The 23,313-nt window shown below is 73.0% G+C and carries 26 protein-coding genes; 16 read left to right on the forward strand and 10 right to left on the reverse strand.

Translation table 11 applies throughout. The features are described from left to right. Positions 1-49 precede the first annotated feature (49 nt). The 6 genes from ACVJ1F_RS02545 (at position 50) to ACVJ1F_RS02570 (ending at position 6,227) form a co-directional block, all read left to right on the forward strand. Positions 50-457 carry a hypothetical protein gene (locus ACVJ1F_RS02545; RefSeq protein ID WP_043596924.1) on the forward strand — a complete coding sequence of 136 codons (408 nt, stop codon included), beginning with the start codon at positions 50-52 and terminating at the stop codon, positions 455-457. 106 nt (positions 458-563) lie between these two features. Then, positions 564-2,573, forward strand: a complete 2,010-nt coding sequence (locus tag ACVJ1F_RS02550; RefSeq protein ID WP_456884463.1) for a TPM domain-containing protein — start codon at positions 564-566, stop codon at positions 2,571-2,573. 121 nt (positions 2,574-2,694) lie between these two features. Next, the gene (locus ACVJ1F_RS02555) at positions 2,695-3,417 is read left to right on the forward strand and encodes a PspA/IM30 family protein (protein WP_456884465.1); all 723 of its coding nucleotides are present in this window, start codon (positions 2,695-2,697) and stop codon (positions 3,415-3,417) included. Then, positions 3,414-4,553: a DUF418 domain-containing protein gene (locus ACVJ1F_RS02560; RefSeq protein WP_456884467.1), complete on the forward strand. Its 1,140-nt coding sequence runs from the start codon at positions 3,414-3,416 to the stop codon at positions 4,551-4,553. Before ACVJ1F_RS02555 ends, ACVJ1F_RS02560 begins: the two co-directional genes overlap by 4 nt. Positions 4,554-4,566: 13 nt before the next feature. Continuing rightward, positions 4,567-5,394, forward strand: a complete 828-nt coding sequence (locus ACVJ1F_RS02565; protein ID WP_456884468.1) for an arginase family protein — start codon at positions 4,567-4,569, stop codon at positions 5,392-5,394. Further along, positions 5,391-6,227, forward strand: a complete 837-nt coding sequence (locus ACVJ1F_RS02570) for a crotonase/enoyl-CoA hydratase family protein (RefSeq protein ID WP_192123365.1) — start codon at positions 5,391-5,393, stop codon at positions 6,225-6,227. Before ACVJ1F_RS02565 ends, ACVJ1F_RS02570 begins: the two co-directional genes overlap by 4 nt. 81 nt (positions 6,228-6,308) lie before the next feature. Here the strand turns inward: ACVJ1F_RS02570 and ACVJ1F_RS02575 are convergent, their stop codons facing one another. Beyond that, positions 6,309-6,479: a CsbD family protein gene (locus tag ACVJ1F_RS02575; RefSeq protein WP_043595102.1), complete on the reverse strand. Its 171-nt coding sequence runs from the start codon at positions 6,477-6,479 to the stop codon at positions 6,309-6,311. Between the two features lie 192 nt (positions 6,480-6,671). Here ACVJ1F_RS02575 and ACVJ1F_RS02580 point away from each other — a divergent pair, with 192 nt between their 5' ends. Genes ACVJ1F_RS02580 through ACVJ1F_RS02590 form a run of 3 tightly spaced genes read left to right on the forward strand, consistent with a single transcriptional unit; the run spans position 6,672 to position 9,243 of the window. Continuing rightward, on the forward strand, positions 6,672-8,072 hold the full coding sequence (locus tag ACVJ1F_RS02580; RefSeq protein WP_456884470.1) for a dihydrolipoyl dehydrogenase family protein: 1,401 nt from the start codon (positions 6,672-6,674) through the stop codon (positions 8,070-8,072). Further along, positions 8,069-8,425 carry a Fe-S oxidoreductase gene (locus tag ACVJ1F_RS02585; RefSeq protein WP_231567087.1) on the forward strand — a complete coding sequence of 119 codons (357 nt, stop codon included), beginning with the start codon at positions 8,069-8,071 and terminating at the stop codon, positions 8,423-8,425. The genes ACVJ1F_RS02580 and ACVJ1F_RS02585 overlap by 4 nt, the downstream gene beginning before the upstream one ends. Then, entirely contained in the window at positions 8,422-9,243 is an 822-nt protein-coding gene (locus ACVJ1F_RS02590) for an SDR family NAD(P)-dependent oxidoreductase (RefSeq protein ID WP_267658653.1), read from the forward strand. The genes ACVJ1F_RS02585 and ACVJ1F_RS02590 overlap by 4 nt, the downstream gene beginning before the upstream one ends. Positions 9,244-9,316: 73 nt before the next feature. Here ACVJ1F_RS02590 and ACVJ1F_RS02595 read toward each other — a convergent pair whose 3' ends face one another. After that, the gene (locus ACVJ1F_RS02595) at positions 9,317-10,273 is read right to left on the reverse strand and encodes a siderophore-interacting protein (protein WP_456884472.1); all 957 of its coding nucleotides are present in this window, start codon (positions 10,271-10,273) and stop codon (positions 9,317-9,319) included. Positions 10,274-10,285: 12 nt separating this feature from the next. Beyond that, the gene (locus ACVJ1F_RS02600; protein WP_123570261.1) at positions 10,286-10,714 is read right to left on the reverse strand and encodes an SIP domain-containing protein; all 429 of its coding nucleotides are present in this window, start codon (positions 10,712-10,714) and stop codon (positions 10,286-10,288) included. A 285-nt stretch (positions 10,715-10,999) separates the two neighbouring features. On the opposite strand from ACVJ1F_RS02600, the gene ACVJ1F_RS02605 reads away from it, so the two are divergent. Genes ACVJ1F_RS02605 through ACVJ1F_RS02625 form a run of 5 tightly spaced genes read left to right on the forward strand, consistent with a single transcriptional unit; the run spans position 11,000 to position 15,978 of the window. Next, complete coding sequence (locus ACVJ1F_RS02605; RefSeq protein WP_456884473.1) at positions 11,000-12,499, forward strand: ABC transporter substrate-binding protein; 1,500 nt, start codon at positions 11,000-11,002, stop codon at positions 12,497-12,499. Beyond that, positions 12,496-13,449: an ABC transporter permease gene (locus tag ACVJ1F_RS02610; RefSeq protein ID WP_277960118.1), complete on the forward strand. Its 954-nt coding sequence runs from the start codon at positions 12,496-12,498 to the stop codon at positions 13,447-13,449. Before ACVJ1F_RS02605 ends, ACVJ1F_RS02610 begins: the two co-directional genes overlap by 4 nt. Further along, positions 13,446-14,399 (forward strand): ABC transporter permease, encoded by a 954-nt coding sequence (locus ACVJ1F_RS02615; protein WP_456884475.1) that lies wholly within the window; start codon positions 13,446-13,448, stop codon positions 14,397-14,399. The genes ACVJ1F_RS02610 and ACVJ1F_RS02615 overlap by 4 nt, the downstream gene beginning before the upstream one ends. After that, positions 14,396-15,175, forward strand: a complete 780-nt coding sequence (locus ACVJ1F_RS02620) for an ABC transporter ATP-binding protein (protein ID WP_456884476.1) — start codon at positions 14,396-14,398, stop codon at positions 15,173-15,175. The genes ACVJ1F_RS02615 and ACVJ1F_RS02620 overlap by 4 nt, the downstream gene beginning before the upstream one ends. Beyond that, entirely contained in the window at positions 15,172-15,978 is an 807-nt protein-coding gene (locus ACVJ1F_RS02625; RefSeq protein ID WP_456884478.1) for an ABC transporter ATP-binding protein, read from the forward strand. Before ACVJ1F_RS02620 ends, ACVJ1F_RS02625 begins: the two co-directional genes overlap by 4 nt. Before the next feature lie 30 nt (positions 15,979-16,008). Here ACVJ1F_RS02625 and ACVJ1F_RS02630 read toward each other — a convergent pair whose 3' ends face one another. After that, positions 16,009-17,433 (reverse strand): amidase, encoded by a 1,425-nt coding sequence (locus ACVJ1F_RS02630; RefSeq protein WP_456884480.1) that lies wholly within the window; start codon positions 17,431-17,433, stop codon positions 16,009-16,011. A 121-nt stretch (positions 17,434-17,554) separates the two neighbouring features. Here ACVJ1F_RS02630 and ACVJ1F_RS02635 point away from each other — a divergent pair, with 121 nt between their 5' ends. Both ACVJ1F_RS02635 and ACVJ1F_RS02640 read left to right on the forward strand, forming a co-directional pair. Then, positions 17,555-17,893 (forward strand): DMT family transporter, encoded by a 339-nt coding sequence (locus ACVJ1F_RS02635; RefSeq protein ID WP_056045992.1) that lies wholly within the window; start codon positions 17,555-17,557, stop codon positions 17,891-17,893. Between the two features lie 4 nt (positions 17,894-17,897). After that, positions 17,898-18,557 carry a TetR/AcrR family transcriptional regulator gene (locus ACVJ1F_RS02640; RefSeq protein WP_456884483.1) on the forward strand — a complete coding sequence of 220 codons (660 nt, stop codon included), beginning with the start codon at positions 17,898-17,900 and terminating at the stop codon, positions 18,555-18,557. 3 nt (positions 18,558-18,560) lie between these two features. Here the strand turns inward: ACVJ1F_RS02640 and ACVJ1F_RS02645 are convergent, their stop codons facing one another. The 6 genes from ACVJ1F_RS02645 to ACVJ1F_RS02670 all read right to left on the reverse strand — a co-directional run bounded on the left by ACVJ1F_RS02645 (position 18,561) and on the right by ACVJ1F_RS02670 (position 23,251). After that, on the reverse strand, positions 18,561-19,154 hold the full coding sequence (locus ACVJ1F_RS02645) for an N-acetyltransferase family protein (protein ID WP_456884485.1): 594 nt from the start codon (positions 19,152-19,154) through the stop codon (positions 18,561-18,563). A 32-nt stretch (positions 19,155-19,186) separates the two neighbouring features. Then, entirely contained in the window at positions 19,187-19,891 is a 705-nt protein-coding gene (locus ACVJ1F_RS02650) for a uracil-DNA glycosylase (RefSeq protein ID WP_173151017.1), read from the reverse strand. After that, positions 19,888-20,631 (reverse strand): Type 1 glutamine amidotransferase-like domain-containing protein, encoded by a 744-nt coding sequence (locus tag ACVJ1F_RS02655; RefSeq protein ID WP_233568344.1) that lies wholly within the window; start codon positions 20,629-20,631, stop codon positions 19,888-19,890. Before ACVJ1F_RS02655 ends, ACVJ1F_RS02650 begins: the two co-directional genes overlap by 4 nt. Further along, positions 20,628-21,176, reverse strand: a complete 549-nt coding sequence (locus ACVJ1F_RS02660; RefSeq protein ID WP_056046006.1) for a phosphoribosyltransferase — start codon at positions 21,174-21,176, stop codon at positions 20,628-20,630. The genes ACVJ1F_RS02655 and ACVJ1F_RS02660 overlap by 4 nt, the downstream gene beginning before the upstream one ends. A gap of 34 nt (positions 21,177-21,210) precedes the next feature. Beyond that, positions 21,211-21,975 carry a YqjF family protein gene (locus ACVJ1F_RS02665; RefSeq protein ID WP_456884487.1) on the reverse strand — a complete coding sequence of 255 codons (765 nt, stop codon included), beginning with the start codon at positions 21,973-21,975 and terminating at the stop codon, positions 21,211-21,213. A gap of 79 nt (positions 21,976-22,054) precedes the next feature. Further along, entirely contained in the window at positions 22,055-23,251 is a 1,197-nt protein-coding gene (locus ACVJ1F_RS02670) for an FAD-binding domain-containing protein (protein ID WP_456884489.1), read from the reverse strand. Between the last annotated feature and the right edge of the window lie 62 nt (positions 23,252-23,313).

Below are 23,313 nucleotides of genomic sequence, written 5' to 3' on the forward strand. Positions count from 1 at the left end.
GGGCTCCGGGTTCGTCACGGGGTGCGCGGCGGCACAGTACAATCGTGGCATGAGCGACGCCTTCTCCGTCATCTCGCCGGTGGTGGAGCTCTTCGGCTGGTTCGGGTTCATCGTCGGCACGCCCTTCCTCCTGGCCGGGTGGGTGCTCCGGCGCCGCGCGACCCGCCTCGAGAGCACCGTCGGCGTGGTCATCCCGCCGCCTGACTGGGCCCGTGCCGCCACCGCCCGATGGATGGACGTCGACGGGCAGCTGCACGAGACGCAGTTCGGGGACGTCCCGGTGACGACGCCGCTCGAGACCGAGCTCACCGTGCACTACGACCCCGACCGACCCCACCGGGCCCGCGTCCACCCGCCGCACGACGACGGACGGGCGCCCCGCACCGTGGGGGTCGTGCTCTACGCCGTCGGGGCGGTCTGTGCCGTCGCGTCGGTGGGCCTGCTCTTCGTGTCCTGACCCGTCTCGCGGCCGGTTCGACGTCACCCCCTGCGGGCACAGGGCACCCCGGGCGGTCTGACGGGGGCCGTCGATAGACTCCCCCGCAACGAGCGAGGGGAGCGTCGTGAGCACGAGATCCACGACCGGCCGACGACCGACGAGACGAACGGTGGCCGCCGTCGCCGCGGCGGTCCTGGCCGTGGTCGGCACGATCGCCTTCGGTGCGGTCCCGGCCCAGGCCGTCGAACCGGTCGAGTTCTCGGGCGCCTACGTGGTCGACCAGGCCGACGTGCTGTCGAGTGCGGACGAGGCCGAGGTGACCGACGCACTCGACCGGCTCGCGACCGACACCGCCGTCAACCTCTTCGTCGTCTACGTCGACTCCTTCTCCTCACCTTCCGACCGCACGGCCTGGGGTGAGGCGACGGCGTCCCTGAACCAACTGGGTGCGAACGACGTGCTGCTCTCGGTGGCGGTCGACGACCAGTTCTACGACCTCTCGGCCGACACGTCCGTGATCTCGGAATCGGACCGGCAGGCGCTGCAGACTGACGTCGTCGTGCCCGAGCTGCGTGACGGCGACTGGGCCGGTGCCGCCGTCGCCCTGGCCGACGGCATCCGCAGCGACGAGGCCGGGCCCGACCTCAGCTGGGTGCTCTGGGCGCTGCTCGTGCTGGTCCTCGTCGCGGCGGCCGTCGCCGTCGTCGTCGTGGTCCGCCGGGCACGACGTCGACGCAGCGAGTCCGACGCGCAGGAGGCCCGCCAGGACGAACTCGACAAGCGTGCCGCACGGGTGCTCGTCGCCCTCGACGACGAGTTGACCGCGGGCGCTCACGAGGTCGGTTTCGCGGCGGCACAGTTCGGCGACGACGCGGCCCGGCCGTTCGCCGAAGCGCTCGACGCGGCCCGGGTGCACGCCCGCGAGGCGTTCGCCCTGCAGCAGAAGTTGGACGACGCCGTTCCCGACTCCCCCGAACAACGCCGCGAGTGGACCACCCGCATCATCGAGTTGTGCGAGGCGGCCGACGCGTCGCTCGCCGAGCAGTCCGCCGCGTTCGACGAGCTGCGTGAGGCCGAGGGTCGGGCGCCGAGCGACGTGGCGGCCCTCCCCGGCGAGATCGCGACCCGACGAGCCCGGCTCGCCTCGGCCCGCACCCTCATCGGCGAGCTGACCACGATCTACTCGGCACGGGCGGTCGCGTCGATCGACCAGAACGACGACCAGGCCGACCGTCTGCTCGAGTTCGCCGACGAGAGGGCCGGTACGGCGGCGACCTCGCTGGCGTCGTCCTCCACGTCGGAGGCCGTCATCGCCGTCCGGGAGGCCCGTCAGGCCCTGGCGCAGGTCGACCAGCTGCTCAGCGCGGTCGACGGGGCCGCCGAGTCGCTGCGGACGGCGGGCAGCACCATCTCGGCCATGACCCTCGACCTGCGGCACGACATCACGACGGCCGAGGGGCTGCCCGACGGTTCGGCCCCGCAGGGTGTCGACGTCGCCGGCTCCGTCTCGGCTGCACGGGCCTCCGTCGCGCTGGCCGAGACGACGACCGACGACCCGCTCGCCGTCGTCGCCTCGCTCGGTGCTGCCAACGACCGCATCGACCAGGTGCTGGCGGCCGTGCGCGACGACTCCGAGAAGCAGCGCCGGGCCCAGGCGGCCCTCGACCAGGCGCTGCTGACCGCGCGGAGTCAGATCAGCGCCACCCGCGACTTCATCGAGACCCGTCGCGGCGGCATCGGCCCGCAGCCGCGTACCCGGTTGTCCGAGGCCGAGCGTCACCTGGCCACCGCGGTGTCGCTCGCGACGTCCGACCGTGATGCCGCCCTGTTCGAGGCCCACCAGGCCGTCCAGTTGTCGCAGGCTGCAGCCGCCGCTGCCGAGGCCGAGGTCTCGTCCTACCAGCAGGCGAGCCCGTTCGGCGGCGGAGTCGGCACGCGGGGGTCGGCCGGGGCCGATCTCGGCGGCATCGTCACCGGCATGCTGCTCGGTGGACTCTTCAGCGGGGGTGGCGGCGGCTTCGGCGGCGGCGGCGGAGGCTTCGGCGGGGGTGGCGGCGGCTTCGGTGGGGGCGGTGGCTTCGGCGGCGGGGGTGGCGGCGGAGGCGGCCGCAGCTCGGGCGGCGGACGGTTCTAGGGCCCGCCCGACACGGTCCACGCCCCGTTTCCGCCCCATCCGCCCCCCTCCGCCCCCAGACAGCAGCACGACCGACAAGACGAGCACCACCCCACGGCACCACCTCTCGAAAGGACGCACCATGGCAAAGCAGTCGATCTTCGGACGCATCGCGCAACTGACCCGCGCGAACATCAACAGCCTGCTCGACCAGGCCGAGGACCCCGGCAAGATGCTGGACCAGATGGTCCGCGACTACACCAACAGCATCGCCGAGGCCGAGGAAGCCGTCGCGACCACCATCGGCAACCTGCGCCTCCTCGAGCAGGACCACGCCGAGGACGTCGCCGCCGCCGCGGACTGGGAGCGCAAGGCCCTCGCGGCGAGCAACAAGGCCGACGAGCTGCGCTCGTCGGGCAACACGGTCGACGCCGACAAGTTCGACGCCCTCGCTCGCGTGGCCCTCGGCAAGCAGCTGCAGAGCGAGAAGGAGGCGAAGACGGCGGAGCCGCAGATCGCCTCCCAGACGGACGTCGTCGACAAGCTCAAGACGGGGCTGGGCGGCATGCGGTCCAAGCTCGACCAGCTCGCCGCCAAGCGCGACGAACTGAACGCGCGCTCGAAGACCGTTGAGGCCCAGACCAAGGTCGCCGACGCCGTCCAGAGCATCGACATCCTCGACCCGACGAGCGAGATCAGCCGCTTCGAGGACAAGGTCCGCCGTGAGGAGGCCAAGATGCTCGGTCGTCAAGAGCTCGCGGCCTCGAGCCTCGACGCCCAGTTCGAGGGCCTCGACGACCTCGGGGAGCAGACCGAGGTCGACGCCCGCCTCGCCGCCCTCAAGCTCGGCGCGCTCGACAAGTGAGCCAGCCGCCGCCCGTCACGCCTGCGCCGGTGGACGTCCCGCCGGTGCAGGCGCGCCGGGCGGCACCCCGCCTGATGGGCGTCGACGTCGCCCGCGGCCTCGCCGTGCTCGGCATGTTCGCCGCCCACATGTGGCCTCGGCCGCTGCTCGACGAGCGCGTCTTCGACGGGCGGTCGGCGATCCTCTTCGCGACGCTCGCCGGCGTCTCGCTCGGTCTGATGTCGGGAGGCGCCCGGCCGACGCCCCGTGGCGGTCGAGGGCGGGTCGTCGGCGGGATCGCCATCCGGGCGGGCCTGCTCGTCGTGCTGGGCCTCGCGTTGCAGGCCTGGAACCCGTACCTCCTGGTGATCCTGCCCTACTACGGCGTGATGTTCGTCCTGGCACTGGGTCTGCTCTTCGCCCCCCGGGCCGTCCTGTTGGCGGCCGCCGCCCTGCTCGCCGTCGTGGCCCCGTGGCTGGCCTCGTCCGTCCCCGTCGACGCCTACGGCGACACCGCGGTGTCCGGCGCCGCCGGCCTGGCGACCCAGGCCCTGCTCGTCGGCGCCTACCCGGCGCTGGTCTGGACGCCCTTCCTGCTCGTCGGTCTCGTCGCGGCTCGTTCCGACCTGATCCGCACCCGGACCCAGGTCACGCTGATCGTCGCCGGGACGTCGGCCGCGATCGTGGGGTACGCGGCGCGCTTCCTGCCCGGCGCCTCCTCGATCCCCTGGTTCGACCCGGCCGACCACGAAGGCATGCCCGCCGAGATCGTCGGCTCGGGCGGCGTCGCCGCCGCCGTGCTCGGACTGCTCCTGCTCGCCACCACCCCGCGTCGTCCCATGACGCCCGAGGGTCGGGGACGAGGAGGCGCGGCTGCGGTCGTCCGCACCGCCCTCCGACCCCTCGCGGCCACGGGCGCGCAACCGCTCACCGTCTACACGGCCCACGTGCTGATCACCGCGCCGCTGTTCACCGTGTACCGGTTGTCCGACCCGACCGCCGCCTACGGTCTGCCCCTGGGCCACCTGGTCGTCGCCGTCGTCCTCACGCTCGTCTACGCCACCCTCTGGCAACGGTACGTCGGACGCGGGCCGCTGGAGCGCGCCGTCGGGGCGCTGAGTCGTCCCTGGGCCTGGAGCACGGGCCCCCGCCCGTGACAGACTGACGCGCGTGAGGTTCGTCGTGGTTCCACAGTGGCAGGGTTCTCCGTCGTCGCGCGCGATGCGGCTCGCCGAGGGTGCGTACGCCGTCCTCGGAGACCTGCCGTCGACGGCCACCACCCTGGTCGAGGTCCCGGTGGGTGCGGGCGACTCGCTCGGCACGCGGGTGCACCGGCTCTCGTCGGTGCTGACGATCGCCGAGTCGGTCGGACGCGAGCTGCGGACCGACGACTCCCCCGCGATCGTGGTGGGCGGCGACTGCGGCGTCGAGTTCGCGGCGGTCCGCCACGCGGTCACCCCCCGCACCGCCGTGGTCTGGTTCGACGCGCACCCCGACCTCCACAGCCCGCGCAGCAGCGAGAGCGGTGCCTTCAGCGGCATGGTCCTGCGGGCCCTCATCGGTGACGCCACCGAGGACCTCCCGACCATCGGCCCCGGCCCGACGCCCGAGCCGCTCGACCCCGCCCGGGTCGTGCTCGCCGGGGCTCGCAGCTACGACGACGCGGAAGACCGCTACATCGAGAGCCGCCACGTCCCCACGGTGTCGTCACTGGACTTCGACCCGGCCGAGGTGGTCGCCGCCGTCGAGGCGTCCGGCGCCACCGAGGTGTACCTCCACGTCGACCTCGACGTGCTGGACCCGGGGGTGATCGAGGGCCTCCTCGACCCCCAGCCGTTCGGTCTCGAGCTCGGGGTGTTGATCGAGACGATCACGGCCCTGAAAGAGCGCTTCTCCCTGGTCGGCGCGGGCCTGTGCTCGTTCGCGCCGGTCGACGCCGAGGCCGCCTCCGACGACATGGGCCCGATCCTGCGCATCCTCGGAGCCCTGTCCCGATGAGCGCGGGCCCCCCGAGCGCCGCCCCGGCCGACCCCGCCGCCTCCGCCGCCGACCGTCCGCGCGTCACGGTGGAGCGGGACGGCCACGTGCTGCTGATCGGCCTCGACCGGCCCGAGAAGCGCAACGCGGCCGACCTGCGGATGCTGCGCGAACTGGCCCTGGCCTACGGCGAACTCGACCGCGACCCCGACCTGCGGGTGGGACTGCTCTTCGCCCACGGCGACCACTTCACCGCGGGACTCGACCTCGGCGACGTCGTGCCCGCGGTCACCGCGGAGGGCCTCGACGTGGTCCCCGAGGGTGGCCTCGATCCGTGGCAGGTCCACGGTCGACAGGTGGGCAAGCCCGTGGTGATGGCCGTGCAGGGCACCTGCTTGACCCTCGGGGTCGAGCTCGCCCTGGCGAGCGACGTCGTGGTGGCGAGCCGGGACGCCCGCTTCGGTCAGATCGAGGTGAGCCGCGCCATCCTCCCCTTCGGTGGCGCGACGATCCGCCTCCCCCGCCGGGTCGGTTGGGGCGACGCCATGCGGTACCTGCTGACCGGCGACCTCCTCGATGCCGAGGAGGCGCGGCGCATCGGACTCGTGCAGGACCTGGTGGACGTCGGGTCGGCATTCGACCACGCCCTCGACCTCGCCCGTCGCATCGCCGCCCAGGCACCCCTGGCCGTGCAGGCCACCCTGGCGAACGCCCGGCTCGCGGTCCGTGACGGCGACGCCGCGGCCGAGGCCCGCCTGCAGCCCGAGCTCGTGCGGCTGCTCGCGACCGACGACGCCCGGATCGGGTTCGAGGCCTTCGTCTCGCGGACCGTCGCCGAGTTCACGGGACGGTGACCGCGCCTCCTCGGTCGTGGGCACACGAAAGAGCCCGCCCACCCCGAGGGGTGGACGGGCCCGAGAACGAGGCGGATCGGCCTACTTGAAGACGTCCTTGACGTCTTCGCCGACCTTCTTGGCGGAGGCACCGGCCTGGTCCTTCTGACCTTCGGCCTTCAGCTCGTCGTCGCCCTTGCGGTCGCCGAGAGCTTCTTTCGCCTTGCCGGCGATGTCCTGAGCGGCGTTCTTGATCTTGTCGTCGAGTCCCATGTGTGCCTCCTCGTAGGTTGACGCGCTCCCCCGCAACGATCGCGGGGGTGCGCTGATGTGAGGGACGCTACCCGTGCCTCCCGGATCTCGCTCGTGCCGTTCAGGAAAGACCCAGCAGGGTTTCACGAAACGGCCACGTCCGCCCGGGACCCGCCTGAGAACGCCGGGCCCCGGGCGACTAGCGTCGGGGCCATGACGACTTATGACCTCATCGTGATCGGAGCCGGCGCTGTCGGCGAGAACGTGGCCGACTACGCCACCCGCAACGGGCTCAAGGTGGGGCTCGTGGAAGCCGAGCTCGTCGGGGGCGAGTGCTCGTACTGGGCCTGCATGCCGTCGAAGGCGCTGCTCCGCTCGAGCGCCGTCGTCCGTGCGGCGAAGTCGCTCGACGGGGCCAAGCAGGCCGTGACCGGTGACGTCGACGTCGCCGCCGTGCTGCGTCGCCGCGACTCGTTCACCAGCAACTGGGACGACTCGGGCCAGGCCGACTGGGTCGAGGGCGCGGGCATCGACCTGATCCGCGGGCACGCCACCATCACCGGCGTCAAGGAGGTGACGGTGAACGGCGAGGTGCACCACGCGACGTACGCCGTCGCCGCGGTGACCGGTTCGTCGGCGCTCCTGCCGGACATCCCCGGCCTCGTCGAGGCGAAGCCCTGGACCAGCCGTGAGGCCACGAGCGTCGAGTCGATGCCGCAGAGCGTCGTCATCGTCGGCGGTGGCGTCGTCGCCGCCGAGATGGCCACGGCGTACCAGCAGCTCGGCTCGACCGTCACCCTGGTCGCCCGCAGCGGTCTGCTCGGCGGCCAGGAGCCCTTCGCCGGCGAACTCGTGGCCGACTCGCTGCGGGGTCTCGGCGTCGACGTGCGCCTCGGGGTCTCGCCCTCGACCGTGCTGCGCACCGAGCACGACACGGTCGAGGTCACCCTCGACGACGACTCCACGGTCGTCGCCGACGAGATCATCGTCGCGACCGGCCGTGTTCCCCGCACCTCCGACCTCGGCCTCGAGAACGTCGGGCTCACCCCGGGCGACTGGCTCGACGTCGACGACACCATGCTCGTCAAGGGCACCGATTGGCTCTACGGCGTGGGCGACGTCAACCACCGCGCCCTGCTCACCCACCAGGGCAAGTACCAGGCGCGCGCCGCCGGCGAGGTCATCGCCGCCCGCGCCTTCGGAAAGCCCGTGCACGCCGAGCCGTGGGGCGCCCACGTCGCCACCGCCGACGACGCGGCCGTGCCGCAGGTCACCTTCACCGACCCCGAGGTCGCGAGCGTCGGCCTCACGGCCGACGCCGCCGGCAAGCGAGGCATCGACGTCAAGGTCGTGGACTACGACCTCGCCGCGGTCGCCGGTTCGGCGATCCACTCGGACGAGTACGCGGGCCAGGCGCGGTTGGTCGTCGACGAGTCCCGCGGGGTGATCGTCGGCGCGACCTTCGTCGGCCCGGACGTCAGCGACCTGCTGCACGCCGCCACGATCGCCGTCGTCGGCGAGGTGCCGATCGACCGGCTGTGGCACGCCGTCCCGTCGTACCCGACGGTGAGCGAAGTCTGGCTGCGCCTGCTCGACGCCTACGGCCGTCCGTGAAGAACCCCCTGCTCGACTCCCCGATCTCGAGACTCGGCTGCGCCTGGGCGACGGCCGTCGGTCTCGCGGTCGGGGTGCCGCTCAGCGTGGGTCGGGTCCGCGTCGTCGGCGACCTGATCGTGTGCAGCGGCCTGCCCCGCTGGGCGTTCAAGCGGGGAGGCACCTGTGTCGGTCGGGTCTACCTCACCCGGGACAACGACGGGCCACGCGTCCTCGAACACGAGGCCGTGCACGTTCGTCAGTGGCGGAGGTACGGCATGCTGATGCCCGTACTGTACTTCCTGGCCGGCAGCGACCCGCTGTCGAACAGATTCGAGATCGAGGCCGGCCTCGAGAAGGGCGGATATCGATGACCCGCACCGTGATCATCACCGGGGCGAGCAGCGGCATCGGCCGCGAGGCCGCCCGCGAGCTCGCGAAGGGCGGCGCCGAGATCGGCGTCGTCGGACGCAACCCGGAACGCACCCAGGCGGTCGCCGACGAGGTGGGCGGGACGGCCTTCCTGGTCGACTACGACCGGCTCGACGACGTCCGGTCGTTGGCCGACCGGTTGCTGGAGCGCTATCCCCGCATCGACGCCCTCGCCAACAACGCCGGAGGTCTCGTCAGCGAACGTGGCCTCACCGCGGACGGGTTCGAGCGCACCCTCCAGTCGAACCACCTCGCACCGTTCCTCCTGACCAGGCTCCTCCTGCCCCGCCTCGTCGAGAGCGGTGGCCGGGTCGTGTCGACGGCCAGCGCGGCCAACCTGCTCGGGCACGTCCGACTCGACGACCTCAACTGGTCGAAGCGTCGATGGGCCGGGGGCTGGCGTCAGTACGGCACGACCAAGATCGAGACCGTCCTGTTCATCCGTGAACTGGCGAAGCGCACGGGCCTCGACGCGTTCTCGTTCCACCCGGGCATCGTGATGACCGGCTTCGGCTCGGATTCACGCTCGATGCGGGTCGCGAACGTCCTGACCAACGGCAACTACGGCATCTCGGCGTCGGCCGGGGCCGTGCCGTTGATCCAGCTCGCCGGGCCCACGACGATCTCGGTCGAGAGCGGCACCTACTTCGACCAGCTGTCGCCGCACGGTCGCCTGCACCGCCAGGCCACCGATCCCCTGCTCGCCGAGGCCCTCTGGGAGCGCACCTCCGAGCTCGTCGGTGTGCCCGCCGAGGTCTAGGCGCGACCGGGGCACGAGATGGAGGAGGCGCGACCGACGTGGTCGCGCCTCCTTCGTCGTCGAGGGCCTCGCCTCAGGACTCGGACTTGCCGACCCGCCAGTAGCCCATGAAGGCGACCTGGCGCCGGTCGATGCCGACCTCGCTGACGAGGAAGCGTCGGAGCGTCTTGATCGCCCCCGCCTCGCCGGCGAACCAGGCGTACAGGTCGGAGCTGACGGCGGTGCCGGGCGGATCGTCGCCCTGCGGGACGTCCCAGAGGATGTCGTGCTCGATGTCGACCTCGCTCACCTCGACGCCGTGGTGCCAGGCGGTCACGTAGCGGGCGGTCCAGCGGCGGACGGCGACCACCAGGGCCTCGCCGTGACCGGACGTGGCGTCTCGCCTCGGCAGCCAGTGGACGTCGACCCCGGGAGGCGCGACGAGGTCGAGCTCGTCGGCCGCGGTCGGGATCTCGATGAAGACGCACCCCCGGGCGTCGGCCGGCAGGGCCTCGACGATGGAGCAGATGGCCGGGGCCGCCGTCTCGTCGCCGGCCAGCAGCACGGTGCGCGCGTCACCCGGTGACCACTCGACGCCGCTGCCGGTGACGCCGCTCGTCGCGTCGGGCCCGATCAGCATGAGTTCGTCACCGACGCGCGCGCGCCCGGCCCAGGCCGAGGCGGGGCCGGTGTCGCCGTGGCAGACGAAGTCGACGTCGACCTCGCGCCGCTCGGGGCGGGCGGCCCGGGCCGTGTAGGTGCGGAAGGCGTTCTGCTGCTCGGGCGGCAGGGCGCGCCACGAGGCGTACCAGTCGTCGGTCGGGAACGTGTCGTAGCCGGTGGCCTCGAGGGGCAGGACGACCTTGATGCGCTGGTCGAGGCCGTCGACGCCGAAGTCGCCCAGGTCGTCACCGGTGAACGTGATGCGCACGAACGACGGAGCGAGCCGACGCACGGCCGCGACCCGGACGCGGTAGGGGCGGTGGGCCGGCTTCGCCGGTCGTTCGACGGTGGCGGCGGACGTGGACGTGCCCGGGGACGTGATCGTCATCGAGGGAGCCGGTCAGGCCGCGGCGGGGGTGCCGACGTGGAAGAGCTGGTGCAGGTCGTGCCGCAGGTCGTAGGCGAACGAGGGCGGGCCGCCGATCCAGACGACGTGGTCACCCGTCGCGACGGTCTCGGGTTCGACGTACATCTCGCCGAGCCACGCACGGACCGCCCGCTCGAGGGCCTGGCCGGGGGCGCAGGCGGTGCCGGTGCCGGGCACGCCCGAGCGGCGGTCCCGCGCGAGCCAGGTGACCGTGACGCGACCCGGCGAGGCGAGCGGCACGACGTCGGCAGCGCTCTCGACCTCGACGAACACCTGGCCCCTCGCGCAGATCGGCAGGACCGAGAGCATCTCTCGCAGGACGGGGATCGAGGTCGCGTCGGCGGCGAACAGGACGCGCAGGGCGTCGTGCGGCAGGGGCGGGTTCTGGTCTACGAGGAGCATGACCCCTTCAATATAGGTAAGGCTTGCCTCATCCGCCACACGGGTCTCTCGATTGACAGCGACCTCGCTGCCGTGATGGTAAGTTCTGACGGGTTCGGGAGTCCGTCAGCGACGCCCGGCGCAAGGGGCCGTGCCGTGTCCGACAGCAACACGGTGACGGATCGCGTGGACCGGTTCAGCAGCGACCGGGACTCCCCCGCCGAACGACCGAGGGGCTCTCCCGCGCCCCCGGTCCCCCGTCGCCGTGGACGATCCGCCACGGCCATCCCCGGAAGGCCCCACCAGGTGCGCACCCTCCCCCTCTCCGCCGCCGTCGCCGCGCTGTTGCTGCTCGCGACGGGTTGCTCGTCCGCCTCGTCCCCCGACGGGTCGGGCACCCCCGACCCCGACGCGACCGTCACGGTCGGCCTCGTGCTCGAGCCGAGCGACCTCGACATCCGCACCACGGCCGGCATCGCGCTCGACCAGGTGCTGATCGACAACGTCTACCAGGGCCTCGTCGGCCGCACGCAGGACAACGAGATCCGCGACGTGTTGGCCGCGAGCCACACGGTCAGCGACGACGGCCTGACCTACACGTTCACGCTGCACGACGGCGTGACCTTCCACGACGGGGCCGCGATGACGGCCGACGACGTCGTCTGGTCGCTGTCCCAGGTCAAGGACGACGCGTCGCTCGCGAGCCATTCCGACCTCGCCGCGGTCTCGACCATCACGGCGCCCGCCGCCGACACCGTCGTGCTGACGCTCTCGCGACCTGACTCGTCCCTGCTGTTCGACCTCACCGGTCGCGCGGGCCTCGTGCTGCAGGAGTCCGCGACGAACGACCTCTCGACGACGGCGAACGGCACCGGCCCCTTCGAGCTGACGAGCTGGCGACAGGGCGACAACCTGCAGCTCGGGCGCTTCGACGACTACTGGGGCACCCCGGCGAAGGTCGCGGGCGTGACCTTCCGCTACGTGACCGACCCGTCCGCGGCGATCAACGCCTCGATCTCGGGTGACGTCGACGTGCAGACCGCGGTCGACGCGACCCTGTCGACCCAGCTCGACGGCGTGGACGGCATCACCCTCGAGAAGGGCAAGACGACCGACAAGTACACCCTCGCGTTCAACAACGCCGTCGCCCCCTTCACCGACGCCAAGGTCCGCAAGGCCCTGCGCCTCGCGATCGACAACGATGCCCTGATCGCCGCCGTCGGCGGGTCGGCGGTGGACCAGGGGGGCCCGATCCCCGAGCTCGACCCCGGCTACGAGGACCTCACGAGAGTCGACTCCTACGACCCCGACGAGGCGAAGGGCCTGCTGGCCGAGGCCGGTCACGACGGTGACCTCTCGCTCACCCTCGAGTACCCCAACGTCTACCCGGCCGCCATCGGCGACGTGCTGACGACGCAACTCAAGGCGGTCGGCGTCACGTTGACGGTGCAGCAGGTCGACTTCAGCACCTGGCTCGACGACGTCTACGTGAACAAGGACTTCGAGCTCAGCATGGTCAACCACGCCGAGACGCACGACTTCGCGAACTGGGCGAACCCGGACTACTACTGGGGCTACGACAGCGCCCCCGTGCAACAGCTCTACGCCGAGTCGATCGCGGCGACCGACCCGGAGGTGGCCGACGAGAAGCTCGCCGAGGCGGCGACGATCGTCTCGGACGACGCACCGGCCGAATGGCTCTACACGGCCACGACGCTGACGGCGATCCACGACGGCGTCACCGGGTTCCCGACGAGCTCGACCACGACCCGCCTCGACCTGGCTGACCTGGCCACCACGGAGTGACCCGCTTCGTCGTCGGCCGCCTGCTCCTCTTCGTCGGGGGGCTGGCCGTCGCCAGCGTGCTGATCTTCGCGACGCTGCGGTTGCTGCCGGGCGACGTCGCCCAGGCGATCGCCGGCACGACCGGCTCACCCGAGCAGGTCGCCGCCCTCCGTCAGCAGCTCGGCCTCGATCGTCCCGTCGTCGTGCAGTACCTCGACTGGGCCGGCGGGCTGCTGAGGCTCGACCTGGGCGAATCGCTCGTCACGGGGACGCCGGTGGTCGACGAGGTGCTCGACAAGCTGGCCGTCACCCTGCCGCTCGCGGGGCTGTCACTGGTCTTCGGATTGCTGATCGGCATCCCGCTCGGCGTGACGAGCGCGCTCCGCCGTGGCCGCGCCTCCGGGGTCGTCCTCGGCACCGGGGCCCAGCTGCTCGCGGCCGTGCCGGTCGTCTGGGCGGGCATGCTGCTGATCGCCGTCTTCGCCGTGACGCTGCGGTTGCTGCCGACGCAGGGGTTCCCGGCCGACGGGTGGAGCGAGCCCGGGCGGGCCTTGCGCTCGCTCGTGCTGCCGGCCCTCACCATCGGCATCGTCGAGGGGGCCGTGTTGTTGCGCTTCACCCGGTCGGCGGCGCTCGGGGCCCTGGACCAGGACTACGTGCGGACGGCCGCCGCCAACGGCATGACCCGGTCGCGCGCCCTCGTGCGACACGGGCTGCCCAACGTGATGCTCAGCATCGTGTCGATCCTCGGCCTGCAGGTGGCGGGCCTCATCGTGTCGGCCGTCGTCGTCGAGCAGCTGTTCACGCTGCCCGGGCTCGGCCGCATGCTGGTGACCGACGTCGGCCGCCGCGACCTGACCAAGGTGCAGGGTGAACTGATGACGCTGACCACGCTCGTGCTGTTCATCGGCCTCGTGATCGACGTCGTGCACCGGCGGCTCGACCCGCGCCTCCGCGAGGGCGACCGATGAGGCGCGGCGCGTTCGTCCGCGAGCTGCTGCGTCGACCGCAGGGCGCGTTCGGCGCCGGCTGGCTGACCCTGATCGTCCTGTCCGCCCTGGTCAGCCGGTTCTGGACCCCGCTCGACCCCTTCGACACCGACCCCTACTCGGCCTGGCTGACGCCCTCGCTCGGTCACCCCTTCGGCACCGACTCGATCGGGCGCGACATCTTCAGCTACGTCGTCGCGGCGACCGGCACGACGGTCGTGGTCGCCGTCGCCTCGGGCGTGGTCGCCACCGTGGTGGGGGTGGGACTGGCCGCCCTCGGCTCGTTGACGTCCCGCTGGGTGCGCGAGTCGGTCGCCGTGCTGATCGACGTGCTCGTGGCGTTCCCGACGCTCCTGATCGCCATGGCCCTCGCCGCGGCGTTCGGCGGGTCCCTCACCGTCGTGGTCGTCGCCGTGGGGATCGGCTACGGCGTGACGATCGCCCGGGTCGGCCGGTCCGAGATCCGTCAGGTGGCGCGGACCGACTACGTGCTCGCCGCCCGGGCGAACGGGCTCGGCACCGGGGCCGTGCTGCGTCGCCACGTGCTGCCGAACATCGCGCCCGTCTTCGTCATCCAGCTCTCGCTGTCGATGGCCACGAGCGTGCTCGCCGAGGCCGGACTGTCCTTCCTCGGCTACGGCGCCCCGGCCGACACCGCCTCGTGGGGGCGTCTGCTGAGCGACCTGCAGAAGTTCATCGGCGTGCACCCGGGGTCGGTCGTCTGGCCCGGGCTCGCCATCACGCTGACCGTCCTGGCGCTCAACCTGCTGGGCGACGCCGTGCGCGACGCCTCCGATCCCCGGCTGCGGTCCCGCCGGACCGGACGTGGCACCCCGGGCTCCCCCGCGACGCCGGCTCCGTCCACCGCTCCCCCGCGGGCGACCACCCCGGGCGCCGCAGGCACCCCGACCACCCCGGGGGCCGTCTCGTGAGCCTGGTGATCGAGGACCTCACCGTGACCATCGGCGGCCGCCGCGTCGTCGACGGCCTCTCGCTCGACGTGCCCGACGGTGCGCGGGTCGGACTGATCGGCGAATCCGGTTCGGGCAAGTCGATGACGACGCTGGCCGTGCTCGGCCTCCTGCCCGACGGCGCCCGCGCGACGGGCAGCATCCGGCTCGACGGACGCGAACTGCTCGGGGCGTCCGAGCGCGACCTGGCCGGCCTGCGCGGCCGCGTCGTCGGCACGGTCTTCCAGGACCCCCGCACGGCCCTCGACCCCGTCGTGACCGTCGGGCGACAGATCGCCGAGCCCCTCCGCCTGCACGGCCGCATCGGTCGCCGGGACGCCCGCTCGCGAGCGGTGGCCGCGGCCGCCGAGGTCGGCCTGCCCGACCCCGAGACCGTCGTGGACCTCTACCCGCACCAGCTCTCGGGTGGTCAGCGGCAGCGCGTCGGCATCGCCATGGCGCTGATCAACCGGCCGGGGCTCGTCCTCGCCGACGAGCCGACCACCGCGCTGGACGTCACCACGCAGGCCGAGGTGCTCGCGCTCTTCCAGCGCCTGGTCGACGAGCAGCGGACGTCGCTGCTCTTCGTCACGCACGACCTCGCCGTGCTCTCGCGCATCACCGACCAGGCGGCGGTGCTGTCGCACGGGCGCGTCGTCGAGCGGGGCCCCGTCGAGCAGCTGCTGCACCACCCCGAGCACGAGGTCACCCGCGGGCTCGTCGAGGCCACGAGGGCGACGACCTGGAGGGCCTCGTGAGCGACCCGACGACCGCACCCGCGCCTCCTCTGCTCGTGGCCTCGGGCCTCACCCGCACCTTCACGCTGCCGCGCCGGTCGCCCTTCCGACCGGGCCCGGTGCGCCACGCCCTGGTCGACGCCGACCTCGAGGTCGCCGCCGGCGAGAGCGTCGCGCTGATCGGCGAGTCCGGCTCGGGCAAGTCCACGCTGGTGCGCCTGCTGCTGGCCCTGGACCGGGCCACGTCCGGCACGGTGACCTTCGACGGGCGCACGGTCGCCCCCGACCGCGCCTCGCGCCTGCGCTGGCTGCGGCGCCAGACGGGCATCGTCCTGCAGGACCCCTACGCCTCGCTGGACCCCCGCATGCGCGTGGGCGACACCGTGGCCGAGCCGCTGCGCGCCCTGCGCGTCGAGGGCGACCACGACCGCCTGGTGGCCGAGATGCTCGAACGGGTGGGCCTCTCGGCCCACGACGCCGAGGCCTGGCCCCACGAGTTCAGCGGGGGCCAACGGCAGCGCATCGCCCTGGCCCGGGCCCTCGTGCACCGGCCGCGGCTGCTGATCGGCGACGAGCCGATGAGTGCGCTCGACGTGACCGTGCGGGCGCAGATCCTCGACCTGCTGCGCGAGCTGCGCGACGAACGCGGGCTGTCGCTGCTGCTCGTGTCGCACGACATCGGACTCGTGCAGCACCTCGCCGACCGGGTCGCCGTGCTGCGAGACGGTCACATCGTCGAGCAGGGCCCCACCGACGACGTGCTGCGTCGACCGCGGCACGACTACACGCGGACGCTGGTCGACTCGGTGCCGACGCTCGACTGAGCCCCGGCTCGTCAGCGGTGCCGACGCGCCTCACCACATCGGCGGGTGCCGACGCTGCCACCGCAGCCGCCGCTCGAGCTGGGCGCCGAGCGCGAGCAGGACGTCCTCGCGCCCCGGTCGCCCGATCAGCTGCACGCCCGCGGGGACGCCGTCGACCTCGCCCACCGGGAGGCTGATCGCGGGCAGCCCGGCCACGTTGACGAACGACGTGAACGGCGAGTACAGGCACTGCTGCTCGAAGTTGCGCTCGGCGTCCTCGGCGTCGTACCAGCCGAGCGGGCGGGGCAGCATCGCCAGGGTCGGCGTCAGGACGGCGTCGAAGGCCGAGAACCGCTCGACGACGGCGCGCTCGAACGCCGCGAGCCCGACGAGCGCCGTCGACAGCTCGCGCGCCGTGACGCGACGCCCCTGCTCCACCAGCCACCGGGTGACGGGCTCGAGCAGCGCCAGGTCGGCCTCGGTCTCGGCCGGGATGCCCGCCGCCCCCGCCTGCCAGATCGTGCGGAACAACGACGGGTAGTCGGACGCCGGCAGGGTGGTCTCGTCCACGCCGTGCCCCATCGTCGTGAGCAGGTCGGCGGTCTCGCCGAGGACGCCCAGGAGGCGCGGGTCGACCCGGACGTCGAACGCGTCGTCCCACGGGCTCGTCGTCATGACGGCGACCTGGAAGCGTCCCTCGCCCCGCACGGCCGTGCCGAGGTAGGCGCCGTCGGGTGACGGAGGCGCCCAGAGGGCCTGGTGGTGCCGCGGTTCGCGCCCGTCGGGCGACACCATCGCGTCGAGCAGCAGGGCGGCGTCGGCCACCGACCGGGCCAGGGCCCCGCCGACCGGCAGGCCCGCGAGGCTCGTCAGACCCGACTGCGCCGGCACGCGTCCCCGGGAGGGCTTGAGCCCGACGAGGCCCGTGGCGGCGGCCGGGATGCGGATGCTGCCCCCGCCGTCGGACCCGGGCGCGAACGGCAGCAACCCCGCGGCGACGGCGGCCGCGGCGCCGCCGCTCGACCCGCCCGCGCCCGTCTCGGGCGCCCACGGGTTGCGCGTCGGAGGGCCCACGAGCGTCTCGGTGTACGCGGTCAACCCGTACTCGGGCGTGGCCGTCTTGCCCACGCTGATCGCGCCGGCCTCGTCGAGCGCCTCGGTGATCTCGGCCGACGTCTCGGGCACCCGGCCCCTGCTGAGGCGTGAGCCCGACCAGGTCGGCACGCCCGCGCGGTCGCTGAGGTCCTTGTCGGCCAGCGGCAGCCCCCAGAGCGGCGCGACCGAGGGGCCTCCGGCGGCCAGGGCGTCGGCCCGCGCGAGGGCGGCCTCGCCGGTCACCGTCACGAACGCGCCGACGTCGCCGTCGAGACGCGCGATGCGCTCCAGGTAGTGGGTGGTCAGCTCACGGGGCGAGACCTCGCCGCGACGCAGCCAGTCCCACTGCTCGTGGGCGCTCAGGTGGTGGAGTTCGAACACCCGTCGAGCCTAGGCCGCGGCTCCGACCACGGATCTCGCTTTCTGGTACATTTGTCCCATTCGTGCTCCCCCGGCCGCAGGTCGCCTCCGGGACCGTCGCACGTCTCGACAGGACACCGTCATGGGTTACCTCTTCCTCGCGCTCGCCATCGTCGGCGAGGTATTCGCCACGAGCTTCCTCAAGGTCACCAGCGGCCCCGACGCCAAGTGGTGGCAGTACGCGGCGGTCGTGGTCGGCTACGTCTTCGCGTTCGCGATGCTCTCGCAGTCGCTGAGCAAGGGCGTGCCGCTCGGCATCGCCTACGCGATCTGGGCCGGCGTCGGCGTCGTCCTCGTCGCCCTCATCAGCTGGATCTTCTTCAAGGAGCCCCTGACCCTCGTCCAGCTCGGCGGCATCGTCCTCGTCATCGGCGGCGTCACCATGCTCGAGCTCGGCGGTCGCCACGAGGCCGCGGCCTGACCCCGTGACCGACACCACGTCGGGTGACCGTCCGGCCCCGGACGCCTCGGAAGCCCCTGCCCCGGACACCTCGGGCGCGCGGGCGTCGGTCGCCCCGGGGCCGGGCGAGCGGTCCGTCGGCCCCGGTGGCCAGGCCCTGACCCCGAAGGGCGAGACCAGGAGGCGCGCCCTGCTCGACGGCGTCCTGGCCGTCCTCGAGGCGGGCGGCCCCTCGGCCGTGACGCACCGCGCGGTGGCCCGCGCGGCCGGCGTCCCGGTCTCGGCGGCCACGTACTACTTCGCCGGACGCGACGACCTGCTGCGGGCGGCGCTGCGCCACGCGACCACGGACTGGGTGCGGTCGTTCGACCGACTCGAGCGCGCCTCCTCGGCGGACCTGGCCGAGACGCTCGTCCGGTACGCGATCACCGAGCGCGGGTCGGCCCGGGCGCAGTACGAGCTGCTCTTCACCGCCATGCGGGACGAGTCGCTGCGCGAGGACGCGGACCTCTGGTACTCGTCGCTCGAGCACGTGCTGAGGCGGACCGGCGTGCCGAGCGAGCGGCTCGACGTCGTGGCCCTCGCCGTCGACGGCCTGATCGTCCGCATGCTCTGGCGCGGCGAGCCCGGCACCGTGGACGCGACCGAACGGGTGTTGCGGGAGATCGTCGGTCCGCTGCCCTGAGGTTCAGGCGCGGCGACGCTTCTTGAGCGACTTCTGCATCGTGACCGTGCCGAGCCAGCGGCCGAACTTGAAGCCGACCCGGCCCATGCGACCGACCTCGGTGAAGCCGAGACGCGCGTGCAGGCCGATCGACGCCTCGGCGTTCTTGTCGGCGATCACGGCGATCATCTCGCGGATGCCGGCGTCCCGGCAGGCCTCGACGAGCGCCTCGAGCAGGGCACGGCCGAGGCCCTTGCCGGTCGAGGCGGCCCGCAGGTAGATCGAGCTCTCGACGGTGTAGCGGTAGGCCGCCTTGCCGCCCCACGGGGTCGCGAGCGCATAGCCGAGGGCCTCGCCGGACGGGTTCACCGCGACGAGGAACGGCATGCCGAGCGTCGTGACGAAGGCGAACTTGCGGCGCCACTCGGCGAGGGTCATCGCGTCCTCGTCGAAGGTGACGGACGAGTTCGCCACGTAGTGGTTGTAGATCTCCCGGACGTAGGGCAGGTCGGCGGGCGTCGCGGGTCGGATCTCGAACGTGAAGCCGGGCTCGACCGGGGCCGGGGGCCGGAGGGCTCGGGGAAGCCGACGCCGGGGCTGGTATTCCTCTTCGAGCACGGGATCACTCTGCCATGCCGGGTGCGGGACCGTCAGGCGGCGGGCGGGAGCGTCCAGTCGACGGGGTCGCCACCCTGGGCGACGAGCAGCTCGTTCGCCCGGCTGAACGGCCGCGAGCCGAAGAACCCGCGTGACGCCGACAGGGGGCTCGGGTGCGGCGACTCGATCGAGGGGACGTCGCCGAGCATCGGCTTGAGCGCCGACGCGTCACGGCCCCACAGGATGGCCACGAGGGGCCCTCCCCGCGCCGCGAGCACCTCGATCGCGCGCTGGGTGACCGGCTCCCAGCCCTTGCCGCGGTGCGACGCCGTCTCGCCCGGACGCACCGTGAGCACTCGGTTGAGCAGCAGCACGCCGTGGCGCGACCACGAGGTCAGGTCACCGTGCTCGACGACGGGGACGCCGAGGTCGTCGTGCAACTCGCGATAGATGTTCGCGAGGCTGCGCGGCACCGGGCGCACGTGCGGGTCGACGGCGAACGACAGCCCGATCGGGTGGCCGGGCGTCGGATAGGGGTCCTGACCGACGATCAGGACGCGCACCTCGTCGAGCGGCTGTCGGAAGGCGCGCAGCACGTCCTCGCCGGCGGGCAGGTAACCGCGCCCCGCGCGTACCTCGGCTCGCAGGTACTCGCCCATGTCGGTGATGCGGTCGGCCACGGGTTCGAGCGCGGTCGCCCACGAGGGGTCGATCTGCTCCGAGAGCGGTCGACGGTGGTCGTGCGCCTCGACGGTCACTCGACCCCGAGCGTGCCGACGGAGACGCCGACGATCTCGCCGTCGTCGTCGAGCTGCGGTTCGACCCGCCAGACGCTGCCGGTGCCGAGCACCGCGAGGGCGCCCTCGCCGACGACCAGGGCGGTGTTCTCGTCGATGGCGACGCCGCCGCGGACGAGTCCCGCCTCGGTGGCGGCGATGAGCCTGGTCAGGGTTCCCCACTGGGCGGCGTGCACGTCGATGGCGAGGTCGACGAGGCCGAGTCCGTCGGCGAGGGTGACCTCGTCCAGGTCTTCTGCCGCGTCCTCGGGGCAGACCGGGACGTCGCCGATCAACCAGCCGCCGAGCACGGCGCGGTCCGCGGCGATCATGGCGCCGGCCGAGAAACCGAGGTAGGGCAGCCCGTCGGCCACCAGGAGGCGCACCTGGTCGATCAGCGGAGCGACCGCGTCGAGGTAGGCGGGGGTGAGCCCTCCCGCCACCAGCAGGCCGTCGACGTCGCTCAGCACGCGGGTGTCGAACTCGTCCCCGGCGGAGACGATGGTCGTCAGGGCCTCGCAGCGCCCCCCGGCGGCCAGCATGGCGGGGTACCCGTCACGGAACTCGGCGGACGGCGAGTCGTCGGCCACGACGATCAGCACGGCGATGCGCGGCACGCTCCGGCCGACGGCGGCACCGCGGACGGCGGCCTCGGCGACGAAGAGGTCGTACAGCTCGGTGTCGTCGGGCGACCAGCCGCCGCCCACCAGGTGGATGCTCACTCGCCCGCCCCCGCTCCGACCTCACGCGTGACGGGCGGCAGTGCGCTCCACGGGAAGGTGATCCACTGGTCGGTGCGCTTCCAGACGAAGTCGGGTTCGAGCACGGTGCGGGGCTTGCTGTAGAGGCAGACCGTGCGGACCTCGGAGGCCACCTCGGCGAGCAGGTCGCGCACGAGCACGAGGGTGCGCCCCGAGTCGGACACGTCGTCGACGACGAGGACCTTCTTGCCCTCGAGCGACGGGGCGTCGAGGGTCGGGGGCAGCAGCACGGGCTCGGGCAGCCGCTCGTCGACGCCCGTGTAGAACTCGACGTTGATGGAACCGCACATCTTGGTGTCGAGCGCGTAGGCCACGGCACCGGCGAGCACGAGCCCCCCGCGGGCGACGGCGACGATCACGTCGGGCGTGAACCCCGCCTGGACGACGTCGGAGGCCAGGTGGCGAGCGGCCTCACCGAACTCGAGCCAGCCCAGCACCTCCCGCTCGGGAGCCTCGACCTCGGGTCGTGCGGGGGCGGCCTGGCTGTCGTCGGGTGGGGTGACCATGCCGACAACCGTAACGCGCGCAGGGCTCCCCGCGTCACGCCGGGACCCAGGCACCCCCGGGAGGCGCGAAGACCGTGTCGACGCCGTCGGACCACAGCAGCGAGTCGGGTTCGCGGTCGGTGACGCCCGGCAGGCCGCCGTCGGCGACGAGCTCGTCGTCGAGGTCGACCAGCTCGGCCCGGCGCAGCGACCAGGTGTCGTGCCGGTTCGGCCAGTACCGGGTGCGCCCGCCGCGCGCGACGTGCATGCCCCAGCGGGCGGTGAGGAACTCGGCGAGCGGGTCGCCGTCGACGACCTCGTCGGTGGGTCGGACGGACAGGCGTGACGACGGGTTCGCCCCTGGCCCGAGCCGGGTGCTGCGGTACGTCACGACCCCGTCGACCCGGGACTCGCGCATCGACGCCCAGCGATACGGCAGACCGAGGCCCACGTTCGCCGCGAGCACCGAGACGAGGCGCTGCGCCTCGAGGGTGCGGAACACCACGCCGCGTCGGCCCAGGGCGTCGACCGAGTACAGCCGCACGTTCGTCTCGAGGAAGTCCCCGGCCCAGGGCACCGCGGGCAGCGGCCCGAAGGCGCTGCCCGTCAGCTTGAACGGGATGAGCCCGACCCAGGTCGACCCGTCGAACACGTCGGGCCGCGTGCCGGGCGGCAGCAGCGGGGCGACGCGATCGGGCTCGACCCGCCAGTGTGCGAAGGCCAGGCCGCCCCAGTGCTGTCGGATGAACGCGGGGCGGAGCAACGGAGGCGCGGTGCGGGACACCGGATCGGCGTCGGCCCCCGGCGTGGTCTGGTCCATGTGGCCCACGGTACGGGCGACCGCCTGGGCGGTCCACAGCCTCGGACGAGCTGCCACCCCCGGCCCTCCCCGGGCCGCCTCAGAGCTGGCGGACGAGTTCGGGGATGCGACCGCGGAACGGGAAGAAGCCCCGGGAGGCGGACGGCCACGCCTCGCCGTCCCACCGCCGCCGGACGGTGACGAGGTCGATCCCCTCGGCAGCGAGGGCTCCTCGCACGGACGTCAGTCGCTCCTGGACGGGACCGACCGGGGCGTACGGCGTCACCACCGTGTCGAGCCCCTCGGACCGCGCCCACTCGACGACGGCGGCGGGCCGTGCGTCGGTGAGCGTCCGGGCGGGCCGACCGTCGGCGTCCCGCGTCCGTGTCGCCGCGTCGTCCCGAGCGCCCGTCGTGAAGGCCACGACGGCGGCGGAGGCGCCCTGTGGGGACCGGCCTCCGGGGTCGGCGGAGACGGCCACGGCCGACAGCCGCGCGACGAGACCGGGGCGTTCGGCGAGCAGGCTCTCGGGCTCGAGGTCCTCCTCGTGGAGCAGCAGCCCGACCCGCCCATCTGGGGAGCCGACGACGTCGGCGGCCTCGACGGGCGTCCGTGGCGGCAACGGCTCCTCGTCGAGGGCCCTGGCCGTGGTGGCGAGACCCTCGGGCGAGAACCGACCGTCGGTGAAGCGCGAGATGTTCGAGGCCGTCGCGAGGTAGGTCTTGCCGGCGGTCTGCAGGCCCGCCACCCAGCGCCAGGACAGGGTGTTCGAGGCCGCGTCCCCGTCGAGCAGGTGGCGGAGGAAGAAGTCGGCGCCCAGGTGCCACGGAAGGCCGAGGGTGAAGATCCAGATGCTGGCGAACCACATGCGCGCGTGGTTGTGGAGGTACCCGGTGTCGACGAGCTCGCGCACCCAGGCGTCCATCGCGTCGATGCCGGTGCGGCCGGCGACCGCCTCGTCGTACCCCGCGGGGACGCCGGCGTCGACGGCGCGGTCGACGTCCCGTCGGTACCGCCGCCACACCTCGGGGTTCTGCTCCAGCCAGCCCTTCCAGTAGGTGCGCCAGAACACCTCCTGCACGAACTTCTCCGCGGCACCGAGCGTGTGACGCTCGAGGACCGCGCCGACGACCTCGCGTTCCGTCACGAGACGGTGGTGGAGGTACGGCGACAGTCCCGAGACGGTGCGGCGTGACACCCCGAGATCGTGGTTCCGGTCACGGGCGTAGGCGGAGCCGGCGAGGGGCAGGAACTCGTCGAGGGCCTCGAGGCCGGCGACTCTGGTCGGGACGATCACACGTCCATCTTGCGACCCCGGACCCGTGGGGGCCCGGGGAACGCCGTCGCGACCAGGAGACG

The sequence above is a fragment of the Frigoribacterium sp. 2355 genome, from assembly GCF_054060695.1.